35 protein-coding genes are annotated in these 22,753 nt (G+C 59.1%); 26 read left to right on the top strand and 9 right to left on the bottom strand.

Annotated features, from left to right (window positions below):
• Positions 1-31 precede the first annotated feature (31 nt).
• The 7 genes from proB to AB5Y70_RS20900 all read right to left on the bottom strand — a co-directional run bounded on the left by proB (position 32) and on the right by AB5Y70_RS20900 (position 6,086).
• The gene (proB, locus tag AB5Y70_RS20930; RefSeq protein ID WP_048207022.1) at positions 32-1,135 is read right to left on the bottom strand and encodes a glutamate 5-kinase; all 1,104 of its coding nucleotides are present in this window, start codon (positions 1,133-1,135) and stop codon (positions 32-34) included.
• Between the two features lie 145 nt (positions 1,136-1,280).
• Entirely contained in the window at positions 1,281-1,673 is a 393-nt protein-coding gene (crl, locus tag AB5Y70_RS20925) for a sigma factor-binding protein Crl (protein ID WP_039040346.1), read from the bottom strand.
• A 62-nt stretch (positions 1,674-1,735) separates the two neighbouring features.
• Complete coding sequence (gene frsA / locus AB5Y70_RS20920) at positions 1,736-3,004, bottom strand: esterase FrsA (RefSeq protein ID WP_010675462.1); 1,269 nt, start codon at positions 3,002-3,004, stop codon at positions 1,736-1,738.
• A gap of 174 nt (positions 3,005-3,178) precedes the next feature.
• Complete coding sequence (gene gpt / locus AB5Y70_RS20915) at positions 3,179-3,646, bottom strand: xanthine phosphoribosyltransferase (RefSeq protein ID WP_039040347.1); 468 nt, start codon at positions 3,644-3,646, stop codon at positions 3,179-3,181.
• Positions 3,647-3,755: 109 nt separating this feature from the next.
• Positions 3,756-4,802 carry a tyrosine-type recombinase/integrase gene (locus AB5Y70_RS20910; protein ID WP_319864159.1) on the bottom strand — a complete coding sequence of 349 codons (1,047 nt, stop codon included), beginning with the start codon at positions 4,800-4,802 and terminating at the stop codon, positions 3,756-3,758.
• A complete protein-coding gene (locus AB5Y70_RS20905) occupies positions 4,803-5,543 on the bottom strand; it encodes a WYL domain-containing protein (protein ID WP_290433594.1) in 741 nt (246 codons plus the stop codon).
• Between the two features lie 18 nt (positions 5,544-5,561).
• Positions 5,562-6,086 carry a S24 family peptidase gene (locus tag AB5Y70_RS20900; protein WP_239053059.1) on the bottom strand — a complete coding sequence of 175 codons (525 nt, stop codon included), beginning with the start codon at positions 6,084-6,086 and terminating at the stop codon, positions 5,562-5,564.
• 382 nt (positions 6,087-6,468) lie between these two features.
• Here AB5Y70_RS20900 and AB5Y70_RS20895 point away from each other — a divergent pair, with 382 nt between their 5' ends.
• The 25 genes from AB5Y70_RS20895 (at position 6,469) to AB5Y70_RS20775 (ending at position 19,141) form a co-directional block, all read left to right on the top strand.
• Positions 6,469-6,882 (top strand): hypothetical protein, encoded by a 414-nt coding sequence (locus tag AB5Y70_RS20895; RefSeq protein WP_239053058.1) that lies wholly within the window; start codon positions 6,469-6,471, stop codon positions 6,880-6,882.
• Between the two features lie 33 nt (positions 6,883-6,915).
• A complete protein-coding gene (locus tag AB5Y70_RS20890; protein WP_323887215.1) occupies positions 6,916-7,431 on the top strand; it encodes a phage regulatory CII family protein in 516 nt (171 codons plus the stop codon).
• Positions 7,432-7,442: 11 nt separating this feature from the next.
• The gene (locus AB5Y70_RS20885) at positions 7,443-7,700 is read left to right on the top strand and encodes an ogr/Delta-like zinc finger family protein (protein ID WP_279982881.1); all 258 of its coding nucleotides are present in this window, start codon (positions 7,443-7,445) and stop codon (positions 7,698-7,700) included.
• Positions 7,697-7,915 (top strand): hypothetical protein, encoded by a 219-nt coding sequence (locus tag AB5Y70_RS20880; protein WP_104455397.1) that lies wholly within the window; start codon positions 7,697-7,699, stop codon positions 7,913-7,915. The genes AB5Y70_RS20885 and AB5Y70_RS20880 overlap by 4 nt, the downstream gene beginning before the upstream one ends.
• Before the next feature lie 15 nt (positions 7,916-7,930).
• Positions 7,931-8,374, top strand: coding sequence for a hypothetical protein (locus AB5Y70_RS20875; RefSeq protein ID WP_319877680.1), 444 nt, complete (start codon positions 7,931-7,933; stop codon positions 8,372-8,374).
• A 63-nt stretch (positions 8,375-8,437) separates the two neighbouring features.
• The gene (locus AB5Y70_RS20870) at positions 8,438-8,737 is read left to right on the top strand and encodes a hypothetical protein (RefSeq protein WP_368176135.1); all 300 of its coding nucleotides are present in this window, start codon (positions 8,438-8,440) and stop codon (positions 8,735-8,737) included.
• Positions 8,734-8,910, top strand: coding sequence for a hypothetical protein (locus tag AB5Y70_RS20865; RefSeq protein ID WP_017763985.1), 177 nt, complete (start codon positions 8,734-8,736; stop codon positions 8,908-8,910). The genes AB5Y70_RS20870 and AB5Y70_RS20865 overlap by 4 nt, the downstream gene beginning before the upstream one ends.
• Positions 8,907-9,335 carry a hypothetical protein gene (locus tag AB5Y70_RS20860; RefSeq protein WP_368176134.1) on the top strand — a complete coding sequence of 143 codons (429 nt, stop codon included), beginning with the start codon at positions 8,907-8,909 and terminating at the stop codon, positions 9,333-9,335. The genes AB5Y70_RS20865 and AB5Y70_RS20860 overlap by 4 nt, the downstream gene beginning before the upstream one ends.
• On the top strand, positions 9,332-9,868 hold the full coding sequence (locus AB5Y70_RS20855; RefSeq protein WP_368176133.1) for a DNA methyltransferase: 537 nt from the start codon (positions 9,332-9,334) through the stop codon (positions 9,866-9,868). The genes AB5Y70_RS20860 and AB5Y70_RS20855 overlap by 4 nt, the downstream gene beginning before the upstream one ends.
• Positions 9,865-10,071 (top strand): hypothetical protein, encoded by a 207-nt coding sequence (locus AB5Y70_RS20850; RefSeq protein ID WP_290434983.1) that lies wholly within the window; start codon positions 9,865-9,867, stop codon positions 10,069-10,071. Before AB5Y70_RS20855 ends, AB5Y70_RS20850 begins: the two co-directional genes overlap by 4 nt.
• The gene (locus tag AB5Y70_RS20845; RefSeq protein WP_368176132.1) at positions 10,071-10,511 is read left to right on the top strand and encodes a hypothetical protein; all 441 of its coding nucleotides are present in this window, start codon (positions 10,071-10,073) and stop codon (positions 10,509-10,511) included. The genes AB5Y70_RS20850 and AB5Y70_RS20845 overlap by 1 nt, the downstream gene beginning before the upstream one ends.
• Positions 10,508-12,895 (top strand): replication endonuclease, encoded by a 2,388-nt coding sequence (locus AB5Y70_RS20840; RefSeq protein WP_368176131.1) that lies wholly within the window; start codon positions 10,508-10,510, stop codon positions 12,893-12,895. The genes AB5Y70_RS20845 and AB5Y70_RS20840 overlap by 4 nt, the downstream gene beginning before the upstream one ends.
• Positions 12,896-12,900: 5 nt before the next feature.
• Positions 12,901-13,503 carry a 3'-5' exonuclease gene (locus AB5Y70_RS20835; protein ID WP_319877691.1) on the top strand — a complete coding sequence of 201 codons (603 nt, stop codon included), beginning with the start codon at positions 12,901-12,903 and terminating at the stop codon, positions 13,501-13,503.
• The gene (locus tag AB5Y70_RS20830; RefSeq protein ID WP_368176130.1) at positions 13,503-13,766 is read left to right on the top strand and encodes a hypothetical protein; all 264 of its coding nucleotides are present in this window, start codon (positions 13,503-13,505) and stop codon (positions 13,764-13,766) included. The genes AB5Y70_RS20835 and AB5Y70_RS20830 overlap by 1 nt, the downstream gene beginning before the upstream one ends.
• A 165-nt stretch (positions 13,767-13,931) precedes the next feature.
• Positions 13,932-14,150, top strand: coding sequence for a hypothetical protein (locus tag AB5Y70_RS20825; protein WP_210538151.1), 219 nt, complete (start codon positions 13,932-13,934; stop codon positions 14,148-14,150).
• Positions 14,135-14,338 carry a hypothetical protein gene (locus AB5Y70_RS20820; protein WP_319877695.1) on the top strand — a complete coding sequence of 68 codons (204 nt, stop codon included), beginning with the start codon at positions 14,135-14,137 and terminating at the stop codon, positions 14,336-14,338. The genes AB5Y70_RS20825 and AB5Y70_RS20820 overlap by 16 nt, the downstream gene beginning before the upstream one ends.
• Positions 14,335-14,676 carry a hypothetical protein gene (locus AB5Y70_RS20815; RefSeq protein WP_210538153.1) on the top strand — a complete coding sequence of 114 codons (342 nt, stop codon included), beginning with the start codon at positions 14,335-14,337 and terminating at the stop codon, positions 14,674-14,676. Before AB5Y70_RS20820 ends, AB5Y70_RS20815 begins: the two co-directional genes overlap by 4 nt.
• Positions 14,661-14,900: a DUF3850 domain-containing protein gene (locus AB5Y70_RS20810; protein WP_210538154.1), complete on the top strand. Its 240-nt coding sequence runs from the start codon at positions 14,661-14,663 to the stop codon at positions 14,898-14,900. Before AB5Y70_RS20815 ends, AB5Y70_RS20810 begins: the two co-directional genes overlap by 16 nt.
• Entirely contained in the window at positions 14,897-15,241 is a 345-nt protein-coding gene (locus AB5Y70_RS20805; protein WP_319877698.1) for a hypothetical protein, read from the top strand. Before AB5Y70_RS20810 ends, AB5Y70_RS20805 begins: the two co-directional genes overlap by 4 nt.
• A gap of 2 nt (positions 15,242-15,243) precedes the next feature.
• A complete protein-coding gene (locus AB5Y70_RS20800; protein WP_368176129.1) occupies positions 15,244-15,585 on the top strand; it encodes a hypothetical protein in 342 nt (113 codons plus the stop codon).
• A gap of 468 nt (positions 15,586-16,053) precedes the next feature.
• On the top strand, positions 16,054-16,611 hold the full coding sequence (locus AB5Y70_RS20795) for a Panacea domain-containing protein (RefSeq protein WP_223920683.1): 558 nt from the start codon (positions 16,054-16,056) through the stop codon (positions 16,609-16,611).
• The gene (locus AB5Y70_RS20790) at positions 16,611-17,006 is read left to right on the top strand and encodes a hypothetical protein (protein WP_319877702.1); all 396 of its coding nucleotides are present in this window, start codon (positions 16,611-16,613) and stop codon (positions 17,004-17,006) included. Before AB5Y70_RS20795 ends, AB5Y70_RS20790 begins: the two co-directional genes overlap by 1 nt.
• Before the next feature lie 28 nt (positions 17,007-17,034).
• Positions 17,035-17,388, top strand: a complete 354-nt coding sequence (locus AB5Y70_RS20785) for a hypothetical protein (protein WP_368176128.1) — start codon at positions 17,035-17,037, stop codon at positions 17,386-17,388.
• A gap of 28 nt (positions 17,389-17,416) precedes the next feature.
• A complete protein-coding gene (locus AB5Y70_RS20780) occupies positions 17,417-18,049 on the top strand; it encodes a P22AR C-terminal domain-containing protein (protein ID WP_319877704.1) in 633 nt (210 codons plus the stop codon).
• A gap of 84 nt (positions 18,050-18,133) precedes the next feature.
• The gene (locus AB5Y70_RS20775) at positions 18,134-19,141 is read left to right on the top strand and encodes a DUF4062 domain-containing protein (protein WP_319877706.1); all 1,008 of its coding nucleotides are present in this window, start codon (positions 18,134-18,136) and stop codon (positions 19,139-19,141) included.
• A 417-nt stretch (positions 19,142-19,558) separates the two neighbouring features.
• Here AB5Y70_RS20775 and AB5Y70_RS20770 read toward each other — a convergent pair whose 3' ends face one another.
• Both AB5Y70_RS20770 and AB5Y70_RS20765 read right to left on the bottom strand, forming a co-directional pair.
• On the bottom strand, positions 19,559-20,620 hold the full coding sequence (locus AB5Y70_RS20770) for a phage portal protein (protein ID WP_244081748.1): 1,062 nt from the start codon (positions 20,618-20,620) through the stop codon (positions 19,559-19,561).
• Entirely contained in the window at positions 20,617-22,386 is a 1,770-nt protein-coding gene (locus tag AB5Y70_RS20765; protein ID WP_368176038.1) for a terminase ATPase subunit family protein, read from the bottom strand. The genes AB5Y70_RS20770 and AB5Y70_RS20765 overlap by 4 nt, the downstream gene beginning before the upstream one ends.
• Positions 22,387-22,535: 149 nt before the next feature.
• Between AB5Y70_RS20765 and AB5Y70_RS20760 the strand changes: the two genes are divergently transcribed.
• On the top strand, positions 22,536-22,753 hold a 218-nt coding region (locus AB5Y70_RS20760), incomplete at its 3' end, for a GPO family capsid scaffolding protein (protein WP_368176039.1).

Below are 22,753 nucleotides of genomic sequence, written 5' to 3'. Positions count from 1 at the left end.
GTTCCCTTTTGTTCATGCGGTGTCGCCCTGTTCAGAGCAGCACCATGTCATCACGGTGGATGGCCACGGCCCCATAGCCGTAACCCAATACCTGTTCAATCTGATCCGAGTGGACACCGCGCAGCCGATCCAGCTCCAGATGGTCGTAACGGCAGATGCCGCGAGCCAGCTCGCTCCCCTTGGGATCCAGGATACGCACCACGTCGCCACGCACGAAATCGCCCTTCACCGCGACGATGCCCTTGGGCAGCAGGCTGGAGCCCTTCTCCTGCATGGCGGCCACAGCCCCCTGATCCACCTGCACTTCGCCGTGAGGGGGGGGCCCTGCCAGGATCCAGCTCTTGCGCCCTTCCAGGGGGGATGCCAGGGCCGGGAACAGGGTCCCCACCCGCTCCCCGGCGGCGAGGCGGCCGATCACTTCCGGGATCTGGCCGGTGGCAATCACCACGTCCACCCCGGCGCGGCGCGCCACGTCGGCGGCCTGCAACTTGGTGGCCATGCCACCGGTGCCAAGGCCGCTCACGCTGTCACCGGCGAGGGAGCGCAGGGTGTCGTCTATGGTCTGCACCTCTTCGATGAGCTGGGCATCCGGGTTGGTGCGCGGGTCGGCGGTGAAGAGCCCCTTCTGATCCGTGAGCAGGACCAGCAAGTCCGCATCCGCCAAGATGGCCGCACGGGCGGAGAGGTTGTCGTTGTCCCCCACCTTGATCTCGGCGGTGGCCACGGCGTCGTTCTCGTTGATGACGGGGATGATGCGGTGATCGAGCAGAGTGCGCAGGGTGTCGCGGGCATTGAGGTAGCGCTCCCTGTCTTCCAGGTCGGCGCGGGTCAGCAGCATCTGGCCGATGTGCAGCCCGTAGAGGTTGAACAGGTCCTGCCATACCCGGATGAGCTGGGTCTGGCCCACCGCAGCCAGCATCTGTTTGTTCGGCAGGGTAGGCGCCAGCGGAGGGTGGCCCAGATGCTCACGACCGGCGGCGATGGCCCCCGACGTGACCAGCACGACACGGTGCCCGTGTCGATGCAAGGCGGCACATTGTCTGACCAGCTCGACCATGTGGGCACGGTTGAGGCGGGCAGATCCCCCGGTGAGCACGCTGGTGCCCAGTTTGACGACTATGGTTCTGTTTTCCATGGGAACGAAGGGTTAGAAAAGTAAGGAATCCCTTTATACCCACGCCCCCCCTGCCCTGCAAGGCAATTAAGCCTCGCCAGGCAGTTGCGGGCTCGGTGACAAAGCATCGGGGTACCCCGCACCGGGAAGATGCGGGGCTTGGGGATCAGGCTGCCGTCACGCTCAGTTCGGCGGTCACCTGCTTCGCGGGGGAGAGGGTGCACTCCAGCTGGGTCAACTTGCCGCTGATGAGCTTGTAGAAATGTTGCAGGGTGCGTTCTACTTCCGCCTGATGCTTCTTGGGCAGCGCCTTGTCGATCCACTCCCCGTCCGCGTTGTAGAACCCCGTCTGATAGTGGTAGCTGAAGCTGTGATCCGCCTGCTCCAGCACCAGCCACCAGCCCCAGAACTCCCGCTTGTCCGGGGCAGGCTTGGCGCTGACGCAGACGGACAGGCAGTCAAAGCGGTAGCGGCCCTCCTCGCACAGGTCTTCACGCAAATAGGGGCCAATGGCCGCGAACTGCCGCAGCAATCGCTTGTAAGTCACTCTTTCTGACATGCTAACCTCCCTGTTGAACAAGCCATACCATCACATGGTGATGTTACATTTTTAGTTTTATATCATGTACATAAGTGCTTTTTGAGCCAATCTACCGTCTCTTTCAGTGCCTCGTCATAGACCTCGAGCAGTGGCTGCTTGTCAAACACCACCGCCTTGCCGTTGCGACTCGCAGCGGCCAATGCCCGGACATCCTGCTCGGGACAAATAAAATCTTTCTTGTGCCCGATACTCAATATCGGCACGGAAGTGCGACTCCCCAGCAATCCCTGGGTCTTGAGGGAGAAGACCTGACACTTGGTGCGCAGCAGATCCCACTGGGCCGCGTCCGCCCCCAGCCGGTTCGCCAGCCCGTCGCGCATCATGCGCGGGCAGCGGGCGAACATCTCCTGATTGGTGAACACCTGGTTGATGCCGGCACCGATGCAGACCACGGTCCGAAGCTTGAACGGCTCGACGAAGGCGAGACGGGCCGCCACATTGCCGGCGAGGCGGAACCCCACCATGGCGATGCGCTGGTGATCGACCCAGGCCACCTCCGAGAGGTAGTTGAGCACCGCCTGGTGCAGGCGGCTGGTGTCCTGCACCAGGGGCCAGTGCTCGGCATAGCCGGTGCCCGGCATGTCCAGGGAGAGCATCCCGATGCCGTGGGGCTCGAGACACTTGAAATAGAAGTTGAGGAAGTCCACCTGAAGCGAATCGATGCCACCGCTGACGATGACCAGGGGCACAGGTTTCTCGGTGGTGGGCAGATGCAGGTAGCCCTGGATGGTCTTGCCCCGAAACGGGACCTGCAACTCCTTGAGGGGCACCTTGAACAGGCGTCCGGCCTCGCGATAGGCCATGTTGCCAAGCAACTGGGCCTGATCCGCCAGCTCGTCGTGCTTGAGGTGGGGGTAGCTTGCGATGGAGTAGTAGCGCACTGCCTTGAGCAGGCTCTTCAGCGCCGCGGCGCGATCCCCTTCCCCCAGCAGCGTCCGCCCCGTATTGAAATAACGGCCGGCGAGCTGGCTCCACTCATAGACCCAGTTGCCGGGCACATAGCCCTTGATGGTGTCCAGATAGCGTTCGTGACTGCGCTCCCCCTGCCCCATGGCGATGTGCGCCAGGGTCTGCTCCACCTCGACGGGATCGGCCCCCTGCCAGGCCCAGGTCGGTCTGCGCAGCAGGCGATACCAGCGGGGCGACAGGGCGCCATCGATGAAGCTGTCAGACAGTGCGCTGTCTTGCTCGTCGACGGGGCTCGAGTTGGAGACTTCGGAAGTTTCCAATACCTTTTTGACCCGGGTAAACAGCTTTTCCGTCAGATTGGTATCGTCGTTTGGTTCCAAAATGGTGGCTCTTCTGTCTCAAACAATGTCCCATCTTAACCACTTTTCACATCGAGCAGCCACACCAGAAACGCATTGAGCCCCAAAAGGGGCTCAATGTGGTCAACCTTGCATCACGACGGATCAGTCTGCTCCCGAATGCCGGGGAGTCACTGGTCGCGACCGGTGCGGCGATTACGCTTCGTCGCAGATCGGCTTGGCGAACTCCAGCGCCATGTCCCAGGGCTGTTCAATCCAGGTGTCCTGCGGAATGGCGACTTCGAAGTCATCCACCAGGGGTTCGCCCATGGGCTTGGCGAAGATGGTGATGAACTTGGCTCTGGGGTAGAGCTCGCGGATCGCCTTGGCGGTGCCGCCGGTGTCCACCAGATCGTCCACCACCAGCCAGCCTTCGCCGTCACCTGCGGTGGTGGCAGCCTTCACCACCACCAGCTCGCGCTGGTTGTCGTGGTCATAGCTGGAGATGCAGAGGGTTTCGACATTGCGAATGCCAAGTTCGCGGGCCATCAGGGCCGCAGGCACCAGACCACCGCGACTGACGGCGATGATCCCTTTCCACTGGCTGACAGGCAGTTGACGACGGGCCAGACGGCGCGCTTCGCGTTGCAGGTTATCCCACGATACATAAAATTTCTTAGGCATAGTAATTGGCTCAACGACTTACAGTTAAAACAAAGGGTTAGCGCGCAACATCACGCGGTATCACGCATTATATGCGGAGCTCTGCCGCCACTTTGCCGCCATTTTTCACCTATGAGTGAGGGCTGATCAGAGGGTTTAATCTGACCGCGTCATCCAAATGTTCGGGGGCAAAATGGGCGTACCTCATGGTCATGGTGATGGTGCTGTGACCGAGGATTCGCTGTAGGACAAGGATATTACCACCATTCATCATAAAATGGCTGGCAAACGTATGTCTGAGCACATGAGAAAGTTGTCCCTCCGGCAAGTTTACCCCGGATTTTTGCGCGGCATACTCAAATGCGTCATAGCAGGGAGGGAACAACCTGCCTTCATGGATGCCGCGTTTGGGGATCAGTTCATAGAGCTCTGGCGAGATGGGGACCGAGCGATTGCGCTTGCTCTTGGTCTGGGTGAACGTCAGCCGATACTTGCTCACCTGGGCGCTGGTCAGCCCCTGCACCTCAGACCAACGCGCCCCGGTGGCCAGACAGAGTTTGACCACCGTGGTCAACGCCGGCACCCGGGAGGTCGCGCAACTGGCCAGCAGCATGTCGATTTGCGCTGCCGTGAGGTAGGTCATCTCCGATTCATGGGTTTTGACCTGGCGCAAGCCAGTCAATGGGTGGGGGTTCACCCACTCCCCCAATCGGATCAGCTCCCCAAACACCGCATTCAGCAAGCGCTGTTCGTCGTTCACCGTTTTGGGCCCAGCGGCCCGGTCACGGCAGCGACCAGGGAAGATGATGGCCCCGGTGAGCCGCCCTTCCCGGTACGTGGCGAAATGCCGCTTGTTGAGATCGACCGCATAAGGGTTGCCCATCGCCTCGGCCATCAAGTCGAGTTTGCGCTTGACCTGTTCGCCAGAGACCAGTGTCTGCCCATGCAAACGGAACCAGAGGTCGATGACGTCGGATAGGCGCCGCTTGTCTTCGGTCACCTTGTTGGCGGTGAGCCAGGGGTTGCTGTTGCTCTCTTCCAGCAACCACTTTTCCCAGACCAGCGCCTCGCCCTTGGTGGCGAAGCGCTTGCGCTTGCGGGGGCCTTCACGGCCTTGGGGATAGACTTCGGCAAGCCAGAGGCGCGGCTTGCCGTCGTCGAGTTTGCGAACTGTCATTCAGCGATGATCTAATGACTGAATATCATCAATCACATCTGCCGGTAACCCAAGCACCTGAGTGCACCAGTCATCAAACTCATAACGCTTTGAACCGACCTTGAACTTGGTCTCAATATTCCTCACCTTGAATGTTCTCTGCTCTATCCGCTTATGGCAGAACCCACGAATGTAAAATTGCCCACGGTCATTAAATACAAGTTCTTCCACATCAACCTGCCTTCGCGACCGTTCACCGTCAAAGCTGACATAGGTAAATTCGACACCAGAGATGTAGCCTGCCCACAAAGTGGTGAGCGACTGTTCAAACTTATCTAGCGCGTCACTGCTCGTAGCCTTAGTTGCGACTGGGTTATACGAAAACTCTGGGGCTGGCTTGTTACCCTTCTTTGAGAAAACGGGGCCAACTTTGGCTTGTGATTTATCAACAGACTTTTGGGGCACACGGTCGGCAATATTTTGTACTGAAATCCATGGTCGCCATTTGCCAAACCATATCGCTGAGAGCATCCCTGCCCCACATAAGAAGAGCACTATTCCCCAATTTGCCGAACCACTATCGGTAACTAGCAATAATAAATTGAGAGTCAGCCAAGAGAATGCAGCAATCCGCGCAACTGGACGATAGCCCTTCTCAAGTGTGAACCATGCAAAGATGAAGGGGATAAATAAGATCCCAATAATCAGCTTGGCACTGAGCTTGCGGGTACTCTGCTGCTCTGCAGAATTCAGATCAAACACGGTTAGCCTCCTGCTATATCAGAATTTCTTCCCTGCCCATGCCACGCGGCCGACGATATGCACATCGGCCCGTTGGTCCTTGGTCACCACCTGGGTTTCATAGCCAGGATTGTCAGAGATGACCTTGATCCCGCCGAGCACATCGAATTGCAGCCGCTTCACCAGCAGGCTGTCGCCAATGCGCAGCACATAGAGGCCATCGCGCAGGGCATCGCCGTTGCACAGGTTCACCAAGATGATGTCGTTATTGCTGATGGTGGGCTCCATGCTGTCGCCCTTGGCGCGGATAACCGCCAGCCGTTCCGGTGCCAACCCCTCTTTCTTGAGCCAGTCAGTGCGAAACGCCATGGGCTCGGTTTTCAGCTCGTCGGAGACGGTGGCGCCGAACCCGGCCGACGCAAACACCTGGTAGCAGTCGACCAGGGTGTAATCCTGCATCTGGTGGTAGGAAGCTCCGGACTCTTCGAGCGCTACTGGCTCTTTACTATGACCCGCCAGGGCATTGCGTGGCACCTCAGGAAGAACGGCAACCTCTTCAGGCATATCTCCTAAGCCAAGACATAGCCATAAGAACAACCGAGGCTCATGACCACAGATCTGGGAGACTTGTCCCACAGAGGGCATTGTTTCGCCAGTCACGTACTTGCGCAGTACTGCATCGCTCACACCTACCCGTCTCGAAAACGACTTATAGCTCTCTCTGCCTATCAGAGCTTCCATTCGCTTTGCGAAACCCTTCATGTCGAATGTGGTGCCGTTAACAATCTCCATAAATTGAAAGCCTCAGGTTGTTTTGAGATCTTTCGGTTGCGCGATGCCGCGCGACCGTATACTCTCACCCTACAAGTCTCGTTGTAACCCACAGGTCGCAAACTAGGGGGTTCAACGCATTGAAAGGCAAATAAAATAGGGATAGGGGCGCAGTATGACGCAACGTGACACCGAAAAACAGCCTTTAGGGGCGCATGCCGCACCGATAGGTGACGCTGTTCAACCTCCAGTTGACCAACTGGCAGAAGTGCTGCGCCAGTTGGAAACCATCAAACAGAGCCTTGCGCTCACCATGCTGCCGGCCATTCCGCTGGACGCCTTCCTCACCATGCTGCGGGACGAACTCAAGTTCGACCTGCCACTGCGCACCGCCCAGGACATGATCAGCGACGGGCGCCTGCCCATCGTTCCCAAACTGCGTGCTGGCGACAAGCCGTGGGTCAATCTGCACCGCTGGCGCGAGATGACCAAGGAGCCGGAACACTACTTCAAGTTCGTTCATGAGAACTCCCGTCGTCGTGTGGCCAAGGATTCGACCAGCAAGTCGCGCCAGCGCGCTGCTGCTTGACCTAACGGTAGCGATTGAGCACAGGGGGATAAAGTGTCAAACCAGCGCACTCGTTCACACAGCCACTTTGCAGGGGCCTGCGACCTGTTCAAGCAGGCGCACAACATCAGCCAATTGGCTGAAACCATCGGCATGTCACACCACGTGCTGCACAACAAATTCAACCCGGCGTGTGAGCGGCACAACCTGACTGCGCACGATCTCATCGCCCTCTACCACGCCACCGGCGACGACACGCTGTTTGATGGCCTGCTGTTTGACTGCGGCCTGACCGCCGTTCGTCTGCCGGATGCCGCCCAGGTTGCCCCAGAGGCCCGCGCCCAACAGGCGCTTAATGCGGGGGCCCAGATCCTGGGCGTCACGGCCCAGGCCACCACCCTCCTCGCCGGTGAACGCGTCACCAAATCACACCGAAACACCGTCGTCACCGGCATCTGGGCAGGCATCGAGCACCTTGTGCTGCTGGCTACCGAGGTCGAGGACCGCTTTCACGCCATCCCCAGCCTTGCGTGCGCTGCTGATATGGCCCGCGCCGCCATCGGCGCATAGGAGACCAGACCATGAGATTGATTTGCCCCCACTGCGGTTACCACGCGAATACCCGAAACTCCACCAAAATGAGCCCGCTGACAGGCCACGCCTATTACGCCTGCAGCAATGTCGACTGCGGCCACACCTTCAAGGCGGCGTTTGAAATCGTCGGCACCATCAGCCCATCCGCCATGCCCAATCCGGCCATCGTGCTGCCGTCCTGCAAGGGCGTGGGCAAAAACCACAAAACCATGTCGAAGAGCGTCCCGCTCAAGGAGCCAGCATGAAACTTCGCGCAGAGCAGCCGGGGCTGATCCCGCTGCCTTTTCTGCTGTTCAACCGCGCCACTGTCGTCACCAGCGGCGACGAGCCGGTGATGCGCAACACCACCCGTTTCGACGGCAGTTATCTGGAAGACAGCCAGGGCCGCCGTGGCGCGCTGCGCTTCCAGCCGTGCCATCAACCTCGCCCGCACTGGCTGACCAAGCTGCTGCAGGCATAACCGGAGGGCCGCCCCATGAACACCGCACAGATTTTCGAGCTCGTTCAACAGCCCAGCGCCGCAGAGGTGGCGCTGGCAGAGATGCGCGCCCAGTTCGGCCGCAATGGGGCGGCCAGCCGCTGGTCACGCCTGCCGACCCGGGCCCGCGCCGTCATCTGTTACGCCGCCGGGGTGTCGACCACCCAAGCCGGGCGCGAGCTGGACCAGTTCGACTTTGACCAACAAGAGGCGATCCGCCTCGCCCTGGGTGAGCTGATGGCAACCCTGCATGAGTTTGATGGCGGCGTGCTGCACCGCCGCGAGTGGCACCGCACCACCCGCCGTATTGAGGGGCCGACCCGCAGCGAGCAGGAACAGGCAGAACACGAGAACAAGCGCCGGGCCGAGCTCAACAAGCAGGCCGGCATGTTGGAAAGCCGCAGAGCGGTTTTGCAGAAGGTGGCCGGAAGCGGCCAATAAAAAACCCCGCTATCGGTGTTGGCGCACCAGCGGGGCTTTCAATCAATCAGCGAGGAAAACCTCATGAACAATCTTACAGCAGAACAGGCGATCCGCAAAGTCGCGAACAGCCTCATCAATACCCACCGTCCCCAGCTCGGGGCATGCCACAGCCTCGCCGTCGAGGCGAGCCTCGAAGCCCTGGCCGAACAGGCCGACGAGCTGGCTCTGCTCGACATCTACGCCGAGCTGACCAAGCGCCTCGAGATCCTGCGCGGTGGCCAGCGGCCCCACATCATCGGCGTGGACATGGCCAGCGGCCCAGACAGCACCGCGATATTCCAGCCGCCCTTTGCCCATGAGCTGCAAGGGGGTGCCCAATGATCGCCATCACCGCCAAGCACACCGCCCCATCACCGGCCGCCGCCGTCGCCTACCTGGTGCGCCACGGCTACATCAACGTCAAAAACTGCTGGCTGCGTGGCCAGCGCCAAGCCGCCCGCATCGAGCCGCTGCCGTCTGGCCGCGTCCGTGTTCTGGAAGGAGTAGCAGCATGAGCAAGGTCTATGTGAACCCCATGGCAATGCGGGCCCGTCTGGGTGCCGAGTTGGCGGTGCTGGATTTGTCAGGGGTAGCCACTGACTCGGCCTGCGGTTTGGGAAATTGGTTCGACGATCTCGGCGAAGCGCTTTCTGGCGAGTTTGTCGGTGAAGTGAATACCAGCATGGTCGCCATGTCGCTTGCAGTTGGGCGCATGAACGAAATGTCAGCAGTCGAGCTGAGCCAGCGGATGGATGCCTTCGAAGACACCGGAGAGCTGGTCGCGCAGTTACTGGCGGAGGTGAATAAGGTTGTTGGCCTGCGCCGAGAGGATTTGGCTGTCACTCGGTCAGCGGTGTTGCTGCTGGCGATGTATGGGGTGCTGGCGCTGGCCAGCCGTGAGGCCAATGCAGACCGCGACGACGAGGAGTATCAGGCATGAGCAGCACCACCGGCAATGTCATCGAGCGCGAGCTCTACCCAACGCCAGCCAGCGCAGTGGCTGCCCTGATGCGCTGCATTAACTTCCGCCAGGGCGACACCTTTATGGAGCCGTGCCGCGCCGAGGGGAACATCTATGACCCTGTGCCGCTGCCGGCCGAGCAGAAGGAGTGGGCCGAGATCCGCCATGGCCGTGACTACTTGGCGTGGGACTTTGGCCGCCAGTTCGACGTCATCATCACCAACCCGCCGTTCTCGCTGACGGAGGAGTTTCTGAGAAAGAGTCTGTACGAGCTCGAACCTGATGGCACCTTGATTTACCTGCAGCGGGTGAACTTCTTGGGCAGCAAAAAGCGTGTGCCGTTCTGGGCAGAGGTCGGCTTTCCGAACAAGACCCCGATCCTGGTACCGCGGCCCCGCTTTGTGAATGGCGGGTCTGACTCCTGCGAATACAGCTGGTTTATTTGGGACAACGGTAATCGCGTGAACCTGCCGAACGGCCTGAGTCATCTGATTGCGGAGGATGCAGCATGATCCACGACTTCTGGCTTGATGCCATGTTGAGCGACGCAGCGCGCCGCCGGGAATACCAACTCGAATTGCTGGATGCCCGTCGCCGTCCCTGCCGTCCCCACCGATATATCAAAACCCTGCTGATCATGGTGCGCGCTGCTCGCCGCTGCGAGCGCCAATCTGCCGCCCGTCTGCGCCAGTCATACAACGGAGGCGCCATCTAATGACTCACCAAAAACCAGCCGGGCTTGCCCCGGCTTTGGGCGTCGTGCGCCCTGCAAACAGCCATATCGTGACGCTGGAGCCCTGCACCAAGTGCCGCCAGATGGCGGTTTGCCTGCCGGTTGCGGGCCGACACGGTCGCCGCTCTTACCCCTACTGCGTCGAAACCTGCTGGCCGCTGGCCCGCGCCGCCAGTGAAACCGTGGTGAAGACCGTCCCGGCCAATGCCCGCCCCTCGATGCGCTGCAGTTGCTGCGGCGAGTTCGGCCATGTGCGTCCGGTCATCCTGGTCGGCAACCGGCTCACCAGCCTGTTTTTCTGCGAGGCCACCTGTTGGTCTGATCGGCTCGCCACCCTGGACATGGTACCGACCTGCAGCGACTGCGGCCGGTACCTGCAACCCAACGAGTATGTGAACGAAAAGTGCGGGGTGTGCCAATGATGGACTCCATCACCAACCTGCACGGCATCCAACTCCCCCAGCACTACCTGGTCGGGCACCACGCCATCAACATGGCCGGGGCGGCCGAGCAACTTGCCCGCATTGAGTGGCACGTTGCCAAGCCGCTGGCCGCGACCTTCCTGCGCCGCTACCCGGCCAATCCCAAGACCGCCAACATCTGGCTGCGCCGCATGGTCGACGCCTGCGCCGCCGCACAGAGCCGGTTTCCGGTACCGGTGATCGACCTGCGCAACGACGTGCGCCGCGAGCTGGTTGCCGCCGAGTGGGCCCGTCGCTGCCAGCAACTGCTGGCGGCGGCGGGCCATGAGCGCACCGCCACGGAGCTGCTGGCCGATATCGGGGCCCAGGCCAAGGCGTGGCACTTCTGCCCGCCCCTCCCCATTCACCCGCGCACCAAGGTTGAGCGCCTGCTGGGCCGCCCTCTGAGCCAGGCCGAGCGGGACGATCTGGCCGACGAGGTGGACAAGTTCGAAGGGGCCGCCGCCAGCTTGCTGGTGCGCCTGCTCGACGAGTCGTGGTGGCTGCGCAAGATCAACCGCGCCTGGGCTATCTACTGCGAGCTGATTGCCATCCTCACCGGCCAGGTGCGCAAGGGGGTCAGCCCCTACGCCAGTGCGCACGCCGTGCGTGAGTTCACCCAGCGTAAAGCAGCCCAGCAAGCCTGGATGGCTGGCATGAGCGCCGTCAACGAAGAGCTGGGGCAAGAGATTGACCTGGTCGATGCGGTGATGGGCTCGGTCGCCAACCCCGAGATCCGCCGTCATGAGCTGATGGTGCGCATGCGGGGCTTTGAAGACATGGCACAGGAGCAGGGCAAACTGGGCCTGTTCCTCACACTGACCGCCCCCTCCAGCTATCACGCCTGGCGCCAGGGCAGCAAAGACAAGGCGAAGACCTACCAGAACGAGAAGTTCAACGGCGCCTGCCCGACCGATACTAACCGCTTGCTGTGCAAGCAGTGGGCCCGCTTTCGTGCCGCCTTGGCCCGCGAGGGGATCATGGCCTTCGGTTTTCGGGTGGTGGAGCCGCACCACGACGGTACCCCGCACTGGCATTGCCTGCTGTTTATCAACCCCGAGCACCAACGCGACTTTCTGACCATGCTTGCCTACCACTTCACCGCCGCCGAACGGGCAGAGCTCAAGATGCCCAACGGCGACCAGCTCGATGCGCTGGCCGAGATGAAAATCCGCAACAAGATGCCGCGCATCAAGTGGCTGCTCGATGTGAGCAGCCCGGCGGTGGTCAAGGCCATCAACCCACGGGTGAATTGGAAGGAGATCGACCCAACCCAAGGCAGCGCCACCGGCTACATCGCCAAGTACATCGCCAAGAACATCGACGGCCACAAGGTCGGGATGGATTACGAGGCCGAGGCCCCGGTCGACCACACCACCATCGCGGTCGCGGCCTGGGCGAGCTGCTGGCGTATCCGCCAGTTTCAGCAGATAGGCGGCCCGGCTGTGAGCGTGTGGCGCGAGTTGCGCCGACTGGGTGACGAGGTGATCGAGTGGGATTGCATTCTGGAAGCCGCCCGCACCGCCGCCGACAACAACCGCTGGGGCGACTTTATCGACGCCATGGGCGGCATTGACCTTCCCCGTAAAGAACACCTGATCCGCCTCTCCAAGCGCCTCGATGAAGCCGCCAACAAGTATGGCGAGGATGTGCTGCGCCTGATGGGGGTGATCACCGACATCGGCATGACCACCGCCATCACCCGCACCGAGGGTTGGCAGATAGTGCGCAAGGGGGTCAACGGGTCGGGTTTGGGCGAGCAGCGCGAGCCTGCAGTGAGCGAGCGCAGCGAGTTGCCCTCAGGCGGCGGCAGCCGCCCCCCTCGGAGTTCTGTCAATAACTGTACGGAAGGATCCAAATCGGGGGTGAAAGGATCCGCTCTGGCTAAAGAGCTGGGCCGAATGGGTCTTGATGAAAGCAACGCCGCCCTGCTGCTGCACGGCAGCATCATCCACGCCGACGGCCAATATGTGCGACTGGTCGGCGATCGGCTGATTGTGACCCGCAACTGGCCGGGTGCTGGCGATGCGGTGGCCGACCAGCTGACCGCCGAGGTCGAGGCAGAGCAGGCCAGCACCCGGGCCGCCAGCAGCGACACGCTGAAACAGCAGGCCCGCGAGCTGATGCACTCCGGCGGCAACGTCACGGAATGGCTGGCAGCTCTGCCGCTGGCGCAGGCCGAAGAGGCGATCGCCATCTTCACCCGTCTGCTGGATGACGAAGAGGACCGGGCCAGTTACCAGCCCACCGAACAGGAGCAGGCCCGCGTCGCGAGCATGCAAGCCGACAACGACCGCCATCAGGCGGAGATTGCCAAGGCGCGGACGCGCCTGGGCGTGGAATGAGGGGAATGAAGATGAAAAACGTAATGCTGGATCTGGAAACCATGGGCAAAGGCCCGCGAGCGGCCATCGTCACCATCGGAGCCGTGTTCTTTGACCCGATGACCGGTGAACTGGGTGCCGAATTCGAAGCGCATATCCACCTGAGTGATAGTGCCAGATTCGGTGAGATGGACCCTGACACCGTGTTGTGGTGGCTGGGGCAGAGTGATGAAGCGCGCGCAGCCATTGCCTATAACGTAGATGGCGAAAAGCGGATGGCACTTCTCCAGGCACTGCAAAAGTTTCAGGAGTGGCTGATGGCCAACGGGCAAGAAGGCAAACGACCCTATGTGTGGGGTAACGGTGCTGGGTTTGACTGCACCATCATGGCCAACGCCTATGAAGCGGTAAGAAAAGTGCGCTTCATTGGCTACTGGAACGGATTCCAGGATAGGGATGTGCGCACCGTTGTTGATATGGGGCGTGACCTGCTGGGCTTTGACCCGAAAAAAGACATGCCATTCGAGGGGGTTGCCCACCGAGCGCTGGACGATGCCAAGCATCAGGCCCGCTATGTCAGCGCTATCTATCAGGCGCTGGCTTCAAATCAAAACCAAAAAGGAGAGTAATGATGAAAAACGCTGATATGCCGGCCATGCCTGTATCTGGGTCTGATGGGCAGCCAATAGATGTCTTTTCGCTGACCGATGGCCGAGGATCAAATTTGGTCTCAAGTGGTATGACAGTTGGCATGACAAAACGCGAAATGATGGCGATGCACTTCAGTGCAGCCCTGATGAAAAACCCGAATTGGGATGACATGACGCAAAATGATGTTGCGATGTTTGCTGTCGGCCAAGCGGATGCCACGCTCAGGGCGCTGGAAGAGTGATAAGTATCGTCACTGTGGCAATCGCCCATGACAGGCTTGTGTTGCGCTCCCCCAATACGGGGAGCGCAAATTGAGGATTTGACGAAAGAGCAGCAGACATAAGCACGATAAATGCATCAGACGCAATCGAAGCCAGTGATTACGCCTGCTTGAGATGGAGGACACATGAAGCACGACAACGACCATCTGAAATTCCCGTCGGGCAATACGGTTGAATTTTGCCGCAAGAAAGCCAAAAAGCTGGTGAAGGAAGAGAAGGCGAAAGGTAAGGAATTGAAGCTATCCAGAGCTCTGGACGTGGTAGCCATCAGCAACGGGATCCCGGGCGGCTGGGCCGAGGCAATGAATCAGATGGAGATGGAGGCTGCATGCTCCACGAAATGAAAGACTGGATTCGTCGCCATGTTGAGGCATGGCTGGTACTGCTGGCCGCCAAAATCCTGATCGGCCGGAACGTTCATCGCAGCAAGGTCGTGTCTCGCAAGGACAACAACAGCATGTGGTACATGGCCGAAGACCTGGAGCAGATAGCCAACCGGATGCGGAACAAGTACGAGGGGCCGAAAGCATGAGCCTATTTCAATGTGAGCACTGCGGTTGCTGCGAGAACACCGCACTATCAAGCCAGGGATTCGTCAATGGAATGGAGCGTTTTTATGACTGGTCGTATGCACCAGAACGAAAAGGATTGAAGCTTTGTAGCGCATGCGGCCCGACCAGCTTCGCATCTGGCAAGCCAACTGAATACGGAAAGTGGCATGGTCGTTTCCCCAGAACGTTTCTGCCGATGGGGATGTTTCACACCAACCGCGTCGGCAACTTGGCACACAACGAAACCGGCAGCGAGAATTTTCGGGATTTTGAGATAGCCAGTAAGGAAGGCGAGGAGGCCGCATGCACCACGAACTGAAAATCCTGCCGCGCTACTTCCAGCCGGTACTGGACGGCGCCAAGCCGTTCGAGATCCGCGACAACTCTGACCGCGGCTTTCAAGAGGGCGATACCGTCACCCTCAACGAGTGGGACGGCGAACGCTACACCGGCCGCAGCGCCAAACGCCAGATCACCTTCGTCACCGACTATGCCCAGCAGCCGGGCTATGTGGTGTTCGGGATGAAGGAGCATGCGGTATGACTGACATCATCAACCGCGCCGACGTCGAGCGCCTGCTGCCGCTCTGCCAGCGGCTCTGGCCCATCCTCCATCAACACCCGCCGGGATCGGCGGGTCGTGCCGCCATCACCAGCACGCTCGACAACATGCCGGCCACTGACCGCCATCTCTGCGATCTGCTGCTCGACCGCATGGAGCGGGTCATCCGGTTCGAGGATACCTGGTTCCCGTTCTATCAGGGCGAGCTGGACACCATCACCCCACCCAAGAAGGCAAAGCGGGTGCTGCCTGTCGGCCCAGCTCCCAAGCAGGTATGGAAGGCCACCAGGGCGCGGCAGGGTGCATTTGCCAGAAGGGGGTAGGTATGAGCAAACCAAAGGAGGCGACGGAGCGAAAGCAGGCCCAGCATGCGAGACAGGCCGCTCTAGGCATCAAGCGGGTGGAGGTGGCGCTCTCCACCCGCGAGCGCGAGCAGCTGGAAATCCTGCGCCGAGCCAGAGCCGGATCCGGTGAACCCTACAGCGCCGACGAGTACATCAGCACCCTGCTACGCCGTGACTGGGAACGCTGGCAGGAACAGGAAGCCGAGCTCAAGCAGCAGATTTGCCAGAACTGCGACTGTGCATTACCGGAAGGGTGTGGAGGAACCTTCAAGGGTGAGGCGGCCTGCTGGCACACCAGAGGGGATAAAACCTTGGCATTGTGACCGGTCACAATGCCTTGCTCTTGCCTACCACGCCAGCAGCGTTGAACAGCCACGCAGGGCGGTTTTCCCAATAGGGGCAAGGGATAACTGGGGATAAATTGGGGATAATTGGGGTTGATTGGTGGCGCAATGTTGCGCGATACTGCGTAATATACAAAATTGAATATTACTCACCGTGCATCTGTTTGGTGACGTCCCCCCCCATCATTGAAGAGGAGCACGCTATGAGCGGCCATCTCAATGAGAAGCAACTCCAGGCCAAAACCCGCCCTGGGAAAAGCAAGCGAACCACTAGCGACTCATTCAAAGCCAAAATGGCTGAGGGCTTTGTTACCGTGGCAAAGAGCATGGAAACAGAGCGGTGGAAGTGATTTTGCCGTTTTGATTGCGGCATGAATGAACTGTGCATCGGCTGGTTAGTTATCGGCCAGGACATGCAAAACTCACTCAGTGAGGAAGGAACATCCCATGTTTAACGAAGAACGCGTAGCCCAAATGGCAGCCTTCTTGCTCTCCAAGCAGGGTGGCCGCATGCCATACCTCAAGTTGATGAAACTGCTCTACCTGAGTGATCGGGAAGCCATGAGCCGTTTTGGTGAATCCATCAGCGGTGATCGTATGGTGTCCATGCCACATGGTCCCGTTCTGTCACAAACCCTGAATCTAATTAAGGGGGGCAGTGAGCAGCCTGACGGTTGGGAACAGTGGATCTCGGGTGAAGCAAATTACGAGGTCGCCACTCGTCACCCAAAAGCAGAGCGGGATGATTTTGACCTGCTGTCCGACATCGAAGTGGAGATCCTGACCCGCACTTGGAATGACTTTGGTCACATGGACCAATGGGCATTGGTCAACTACACCCACGACAATTGCTCCGAATGGCGTGACCCCAATGGCAGCTCTTACCCCATCAGTGAAGAAACGCTGTTTTTGGCCGTAGGAAAAACACCGGAAATGGCAACCATCATGGCTCAGCACCTGCGCGAACAGCGCCAACTTGATGAAATCACCAACGGGTTGCGTTGATGCCACAGGTGCCTATACGCAAAGGGACTTTGCTCATTCCAACCGGTGGTACTAACCACCTTTTCTTCGTCTGCAACGACCCTATTTTTTACCCTAACTTGGCCAGAGAATGCTTTCTTGCCGTTAATATCAGCAGTATCAAAGCCGGTATCGAACACGATACGACCTGCATTCTTGCGGTAGGTGATCATCCTTTTGTCCGTCATCCCAGCTTCGTGTTCTACAAAAATGCCAATATTTTGGGCTCGGTGACGGTAAGTCAGCGGATCGCGAGTGGGGACATCCACACCCATCAACCCTGTGATGACCCCACATTCACGCGCATTCTGGCCGGTTTCGACGTCTCACCTTACGTCGTCCCCAGAGTGAAAACCTTCTACAAAAAATACTGCTGATCGCCCACTCAGGTCAGCAGCCTTGTGTATGCGCCTCACCAAAACAGACACTTCCTTCTTGATGTCAATGGAATACCCTGCCGGCGGTGTTGTGCTGCTGGGCGGGGTGATTGTGGCTTATCCCGCCTTATTGGGGCTGATTGGTGTCGCGCAGTTGCGCGATACTGCGCGGGCAACGGCAAAATCCGTTGTCGGGATTGGCGTCCCGTTCGATCAAAAGCGCACAACACGCGCCCTGCGTGTTTTTTATTGTGCGGCCCAGTTGTACCCGCAATCTCAGTTATGGCGGGCTGGGCAGGGGCCCTTCGGGGCGCCGGTTTCTTTTGGTCCCGGTACGCCAACCCTGTCCAGTTCGTCACCAGAGGATTGGCGTCAATGGTGACGATCCACTCGACCAAAAGGATCTAGCCATGAACAGCATCCGCTTCCATGACACCCAGTTCACCGTTATCCCCCATCAAGGCCAACCCTGGCTGACCGCCGCCCAGATCGCCCAAGCCCTTGGCTATGCCAGAGAAGATGCCGTCAGTCGCATCTACACCCGCAACGCGGACGAATTTACCCCTTGCATGACCTTGACCGTCAATTTGACGGTCAAGGGGTTCGGCAATGGTAGCAGCGAGAAAGAGGTTCGGATCTTCTCCCTGCGCGGTGCCCATCTGATCGCCATGTTCTCCCGTACTGCACTCGCCAAAGAGTTTCGCCGCTGGGTGCTCGATGTACTGGACCGGGAGACCGCCGCCAACCCGCAGCCTCTCACTATGCTGACCGACGATGAGCTGCATTCGCTGGCGTGGCTCTGGCGCGCCGCCGATTACATGATGGGGGCCGTCCGCCGCATCTATCCCCTGCTCGATGTGGCCGAGCACCGCGAAGCCGGCACCTACTACTCCATCATCCACGAATACCCGATGACCCTGGCCGCCGCCCAGCACATCCTGGCCGACAAGACCCGCCATGTGCAGCCCGCTACCCACGGCAACCGCGACTGGAACAGGTTGATCCCCAACCTGCATCGCCTGCCGGCAGCAAAAAGTTGGTAAATGTGACCGGTCACGCACTGAGGTGCGTGACCGGTCTCTTTTGTATGTGTACTCTACAAAAAAATAGATAGAGAGCTTAGACATATGAATAAACGCTATCAGGTTTTCGTTAGTTCAACATATGCAGACTTACAAGATGAACGAGCTAAAGTAATTCAAACCCTGATGGAAATGGATTGTATTCCAGCCGGAATGGAATTATTTCCAGCCATGGACGAGGAGCAGTTTGAATTTATTAAAAAGATTATTGATGACTGTGACTACTACCTGCTTATATTAGGGGCTAGATATGGCTCCATATCCGTAGATGATGGCCTTAGTTATACAGAAAAAGAGTATCAGTATGCGAAAGAAAAAGGCATGAAAATCATCGCTCTTGTCCATGGTGAGCCGGATCAATTACCTGTTGCCAAAACTGATAGAAATCCAGAGTTGTATGAAAAACTTGTTAAGTTTAGAAATGAGGTATGCACTAACAGGCTTGTCAAGTTCTGGACATCCGCAATAGAGCTACCCAGTCTAGTTGCCCTAAACCTACCCAAGACAATTAAAGCTTATCCTGCTGTAGGTTGGGTGAGGGGGAATGCAACGACCTCATCTGAAGTATTGGAAGAATTACGTTCAGTGAAAAATGAAAATGATGAACTGAATAAAAAAGTACAGGAACTTAGTCAGTTACTGAAATCTAACTCAAGTATTAACATCCCAGATCTGGCAGGATTAGATCAAGTTTTCACACTCACCGGGCGTTATAGAAAAGCTGGCAACAGATATGATGACTCATGGGAATATAAAGACACATTTGGTCAATTATATAATTTGATTGCACCGTCGATTATGAACACACCGAATGACACCAAAGCACGCTCAGTGATAAAAGATTGCATTCTCGATAAATTAGGTATTAGAAGTTTCACAAGTTCTAGTATTAACGACCAAGAATTCCAAACATTTAAAATTCAACTTGAAGCGCTAGGCTTAATTAACGTTAAACAAAGTCGAACAAATGATGGTGGCATTGCACTATTTTGGTTTATGACTGATAAAGGAAAAAAGTTAATGGTGGAGCTTAGAGTAATTAGAAAAAGCTAGTGCTGTCAGCAGTGTTACAGACCCCACATTAACCAGGGAATAACACGTACATCTGTTGCTTTTCATTGTTCAGGAAGTGAAAGGATCTGACGGAAAGTGAAGGATCGCAAAAAAGATCCGTTATCCCCCGCGCGGCCAGTGCTGGCGCGGGGAGCCATTCCCCTCTCCCCGTCTTTCACCTGCATGATTTCCCACACATAAAGCGGGCAGGCGAGGCGGGGTCCCGATTGCGCGCCAGTGGTGCTGGCAGGGGGGGGCAGCAGGCTGCGCCAGCCGCTCAGGATGCGCGTGAAAGGATCTGCGAGGGTGCAAGGATAGCCCGCATCGGTGATGCAGCAGCGGGCCGCTGATGCGGCCATGTGAGGGGCAAAAGAAAACCCCGCCAGGTGGCGGGGTGGTCGGGATGCACAGGCAGGGTCAGCGCAGCATGTCGCCTTGGCTGGCCTGCTCGATACCGGCGGCCAGCTTGTAGGGGTTGAACCGGATCACCTCCTCCCCTGCCCAGTCATTGAGCGCCAGCAGGCTGGCCTTGATGCTGTCGATCTCGTTGATGTCGAACACCTGGGCGGCCTTGGTCACATCGCCGAACCCGCCCGTGCTGTTCGGCATCACTCCCATCAACTGGGGCGGTACCCGGTGGGTGGCCAACTGGTCGTCGCGGCTGACGTTCTTGATGGAGAGAAAATCATCCTTGGCCGCCACCTCGGCAACCGGGATCAGCCTCACCCCGTCCTTGCTGCCGTTAGGGGTGTAGAGCAAGAGGTTGCGGAAGTTGCCGGGCCCCTTGCTCTGGCGCAGCGCCTCACGCAAGGCCGCAATGTCGCCCTCGTTCTGCACTGCGTCGGTGATGTGCATGATGAACCCAGCGTGGGATCCATTCTCGTAATACTTGCGGCGGAACAGGGTGGCCGACTCGTTGAGCAGGGTAGAGTTGAGCCCGCCGACATAGTCGGGGATGCCGTAGATCTCCTGGTTGATGTCGCTCTCCATCACATGGCCCACCCGCCCGGCCGGCAGCGCCTGCTCCTGCCCGGGCTGGGCAATCCACCAATAGGTGTCCAAGTCCAGAGCCCGCCGGGTGTATTTAGCCCGCAGGTGGTCATAGCGCAGCACCCCGCCGAGTCGGTTCTGCACCGCCTGCAGATAGCCGTTGCCGAAGATCAGATAGTCCAGCGCCAACCCGGTGAAGGCGGCCAGGCTCAGTTTCGGATGCGGGATGAAACAGGAACGCAGGATGTTGCGCTTCACCTGGATGGCCGAGGCGTGATGCACCCCGGCCCGATAGACCCGAGACAGCCCATTGAGGGAGAGGGGCGGCTCGTACCAGCGGCCGTTGTGCATGGCCTCCAGGTAGTCGAACACCTCCCGTTGCGATAAGACGGGCACCGGCTCGCCAAAGCTGAACGCCTCGATGGCCGCGCCGGGTTTCTGGGTCGCCGTCATCGGCGAGGTATGGCGCTGTGGGCGGCGCTTTCTCATGCGAAAATCTCCATCATGCTGGTATTGGCACCGGTGGCACCTGCCAGCGGTTCGTGTAACAGGGCCTGCATCGTTGCCCAGGCAATATCGGCGTGGCTGGTTTCCTCTGACCGGCTGGCCTCAAAGGTCGGCAGCTTGCCGCCCGCGGTCACGGCGCGGCGGATGCTCATGAACGCCTGGGCGAGGTCTGTCCAACCGCTGTCAAACTCCAGCCGCCCCTTGTTCATCACATCCTGCGCCTTCATCACCATCTGGATTTTCACGCTCGGGTTGTACTGGATAGGGGTCGCCGCCGGGTAGAACTGCTTCACCAACTGGTAGACCCCCTCCCCGATCCCGGTCGTATCGATGCCGATGTAGCACACGTTGTAGCGCTCGCACATGGCCTTGATGGCTCGCGCCTGGGCGTCGAAGTCCATCCCGCTCCAGCGGTGGCGCTCCAGCACCCGGAACTTGCCGCCGGGCACCGCCGGCGGAGCCAGCACGGCGCAACCTGCGCTATCCCCCTGCCCACCCTTGGCCGGGTCATAGCCGATCCACACCGGCCGGCTACCCAGCGGACGCAGGGCAAAGGGCTTGTAGTCGTCCCACAGTTCCCAGCTGTCGACCATGCAGCGCTGCAGGGTGACGAGCGGGAACACGCTCGAGGTGTCATCCATGAAGATGCACATCAGCAGGTTGAGGTATTCCTCCTCGGAGTACTCGCTGCGCAGCTGATCCAGGTCGAACAGGTCGCAGCCACCGCGCACCGCATCTTCGACCGTGACAATCTGCCGCCACTGACCATCGGCGCACAGCTTACCGCTGGCAAGATTGGCGTGGCTCAGGTCAATCTCGACCCGGTCTGCCTTCGCCTTGCCACGGTTGAAGTTGGCGCCGGACCAGAACGCATAGGCGGGATGGGAAAGGCTGGATGGGGTGGAAATGTAGGTCTGGCGCCACTTCTTGTGCATCGCCATGCCGGAAGCCACCTTGCGGAACTCAAGGAAGCCATGGATCCAGAAGTACTCATCCATGTAGATGTTGCCGTGGTAGCTCTGGGCGGTGCGGGCGTTGGTGCCGAGGAAGTAGAGGTGCGCTCCGTTCGGTAGCACCATGGGGTCGCCCTTGAGCTCCACCCCCTCCTCCTTGGCAAACTGGATGATGTACTGCTTGAACACATGAGCCTGCGCCTTGCTGGCCGACAGGAAAATCTGGTTGCGCCCGGTGACCAGGGCATCGATGAAGGCCTCGAAGGCAAAGAAGTAGGTCGCCCCAATCTGGCGAGACTTGAGCAGGTTGCGGATCCTGTGCTGGTTGCCAGCCTCGTACCAAGTGCGCTGGTAGCCAAACATGGTGGACTCGAAGCGCTCGATCAGCCGCTCTTGCTGTTCGGGCTCCACCACATTGCGCTCGGGTGCCTTCTTCGGCCCCTTGTTGCGGTTCGCCACCTTGGGGTTGAGGTCGGCCTCATTGCCTCCGTTGCTGTACTTGTTGACCCGGGCTATCCGCTCCAACTGCCTACCCAGCAGGTCAATCTCCTTGAAGTCGCCGCCGCTTTTCACCTCCTTGGCGATCAGCTGGCACATCCGCGCCTCGATGGCGAAGTCGACCCGGTCAATGGGTTTGATGTCATCCCAACCATCGCGGGATTTCCAGGTGGCGACCGTCCCCTCGGGGGTCGCCAGCAGCTCCGCAATGGCTCGGATCTTGTACCCCTGAAAGTACAGGTGCATGGCCTGCCGTCTGGGTTCGATATGGGGGAAAAGTAAGGGTGCTGTCGTCATGGCGCCAGTCTACCCAGCCACAACCCATCCAAACGCCACCCCGCCAGTGTGCCAGCGCCGTACACACTGGCCGCCGATTGCACGATCCCGCCTGTCACCCAGACCATAACCGCGACATCACCACCCAATCACCAAAGGGATCCCAACCCATGGCAAAGTCCAAATTTTTCCGTGTTGCCGTAGAAGGGGGCACGACCGATGGCCGCGCCATCACCCGCGAATGGCTTGAGCAGATGGCCCAGCGCTACAACCAGTCCACCTACGGCGCCCGGGTCAATATGGAGCACATCCGGGGGATTGACCCCAACGGCCTGTTCAAGATGTACGGCGACATCACCGCCGCCAAGACAGAAGAGGTCACCATCGA

Origin of the sequence: Aeromonas sp. s1(2024) (assembly GCF_040908005.1) — a bacterium.
GTDB classification, from domain to species: Bacteria; Pseudomonadota; Gammaproteobacteria; order Enterobacterales; family Aeromonadaceae; genus Aeromonas; species Aeromonas caviae.
Note: the sequence above shows the minus strand (reverse complement) of the source record. Positions and strands in the feature narration are given on the sequence as shown.

Bases quoted from the DNA above. Each gene is read 5' to 3' on its own strand.
- proB (WP_048207022.1), bottom strand. From the start codon at position 1,135: ATGGAAAACAGAACCATAGTCGTCAAACTGGGCACCAGCGTGCTCACC.
- crl (WP_039040346.1), bottom strand. From the start codon at position 1,673: ATGTCAGAAAGAGTGACTTACAAGCGATTGCTGCGGCAGTTCGCGGCC.
- gpt (WP_039040347.1), bottom strand. From the start codon at position 3,646: ATGCCTAAGAAATTTTATGTATCGTGGGATAACCTGCAACGCGAAGCG.
- AB5Y70_RS20910 (WP_319864159.1), bottom strand. From the start codon at position 4,802: ATGACAGTTCGCAAACTCGACGACGGCAAGCCGCGCCTCTGGCTTGCC.
- AB5Y70_RS20900 (WP_239053059.1), bottom strand. From the start codon at position 6,086: ATGCCTGAAGAGGTTGCCGTTCTTCCTGAGGTGCCACGCAATGCCCTG.
- AB5Y70_RS20895 (WP_239053058.1), top strand. From the start codon at position 6,469: ATGACGCAACGTGACACCGAAAAACAGCCTTTAGGGGCGCATGCCGCA.
- AB5Y70_RS20885 (WP_279982881.1), top strand. From the start codon at position 7,443: ATGAGATTGATTTGCCCCCACTGCGGTTACCACGCGAATACCCGAAAC.
- AB5Y70_RS20880 (WP_104455397.1), top strand. From the start codon at position 7,697: ATGAAACTTCGCGCAGAGCAGCCGGGGCTGATCCCGCTGCCTTTTCTG.
- AB5Y70_RS20875 (WP_319877680.1), top strand. From the start codon at position 7,931: ATGAACACCGCACAGATTTTCGAGCTCGTTCAACAGCCCAGCGCCGCA.
- AB5Y70_RS20870 (WP_368176135.1), top strand. From the start codon at position 8,438: ATGAACAATCTTACAGCAGAACAGGCGATCCGCAAAGTCGCGAACAGC.
- AB5Y70_RS20865 (WP_017763985.1), top strand. From the start codon at position 8,734: ATGATCGCCATCACCGCCAAGCACACCGCCCCATCACCGGCCGCCGCC.
- AB5Y70_RS20860 (WP_368176134.1), top strand. From the start codon at position 8,907: ATGAGCAAGGTCTATGTGAACCCCATGGCAATGCGGGCCCGTCTGGGT.
- AB5Y70_RS20855 (WP_368176133.1), top strand. From the start codon at position 9,332: ATGAGCAGCACCACCGGCAATGTCATCGAGCGCGAGCTCTACCCAACG.
- AB5Y70_RS20850 (WP_290434983.1), top strand. From the start codon at position 9,865: ATGATCCACGACTTCTGGCTTGATGCCATGTTGAGCGACGCAGCGCGC.
- AB5Y70_RS20845 (WP_368176132.1), top strand. From the start codon at position 10,071: ATGACTCACCAAAAACCAGCCGGGCTTGCCCCGGCTTTGGGCGTCGTG.
- AB5Y70_RS20840 (WP_368176131.1), top strand. From the start codon at position 10,508: ATGATGGACTCCATCACCAACCTGCACGGCATCCAACTCCCCCAGCAC.
- AB5Y70_RS20835 (WP_319877691.1), top strand. From the start codon at position 12,901: ATGAAGATGAAAAACGTAATGCTGGATCTGGAAACCATGGGCAAAGGC.
- AB5Y70_RS20830 (WP_368176130.1), top strand. From the start codon at position 13,503: ATGATGAAAAACGCTGATATGCCGGCCATGCCTGTATCTGGGTCTGAT.
- AB5Y70_RS20825 (WP_210538151.1), top strand. From the start codon at position 13,932: ATGAAGCACGACAACGACCATCTGAAATTCCCGTCGGGCAATACGGTT.
- AB5Y70_RS20820 (WP_319877695.1), top strand. From the start codon at position 14,135: ATGCTCCACGAAATGAAAGACTGGATTCGTCGCCATGTTGAGGCATGG.
- AB5Y70_RS20815 (WP_210538153.1), top strand. From the start codon at position 14,335: ATGAGCCTATTTCAATGTGAGCACTGCGGTTGCTGCGAGAACACCGCA.
- AB5Y70_RS20810 (WP_210538154.1), top strand. From the start codon at position 14,661: ATGCACCACGAACTGAAAATCCTGCCGCGCTACTTCCAGCCGGTACTG.
- AB5Y70_RS20805 (WP_319877698.1), top strand. From the start codon at position 14,897: ATGACTGACATCATCAACCGCGCCGACGTCGAGCGCCTGCTGCCGCTC.
- AB5Y70_RS20800 (WP_368176129.1), top strand. From the start codon at position 15,244: ATGAGCAAACCAAAGGAGGCGACGGAGCGAAAGCAGGCCCAGCATGCG.
- AB5Y70_RS20795 (WP_223920683.1), top strand. From the start codon at position 16,054: ATGTTTAACGAAGAACGCGTAGCCCAAATGGCAGCCTTCTTGCTCTCC.
- AB5Y70_RS20790 (WP_319877702.1), top strand. From the start codon at position 16,611: ATGCCACAGGTGCCTATACGCAAAGGGACTTTGCTCATTCCAACCGGT.
- AB5Y70_RS20785 (WP_368176128.1), top strand. From the start codon at position 17,035: ATGCGCCTCACCAAAACAGACACTTCCTTCTTGATGTCAATGGAATAC.
- AB5Y70_RS20780 (WP_319877704.1), top strand. From the start codon at position 17,417: ATGAACAGCATCCGCTTCCATGACACCCAGTTCACCGTTATCCCCCAT.
- AB5Y70_RS20775 (WP_319877706.1), top strand. From the start codon at position 18,134: ATGAATAAACGCTATCAGGTTTTCGTTAGTTCAACATATGCAGACTTA.
- AB5Y70_RS20770 (WP_244081748.1), bottom strand. From the start codon at position 20,620: ATGAGAAAGCGCCGCCCACAGCGCCATACCTCGCCGATGACGGCGACC.
- AB5Y70_RS20765 (WP_368176038.1), bottom strand. From the start codon at position 22,386: ATGACGACAGCACCCTTACTTTTCCCCCATATCGAACCCAGACGGCAG.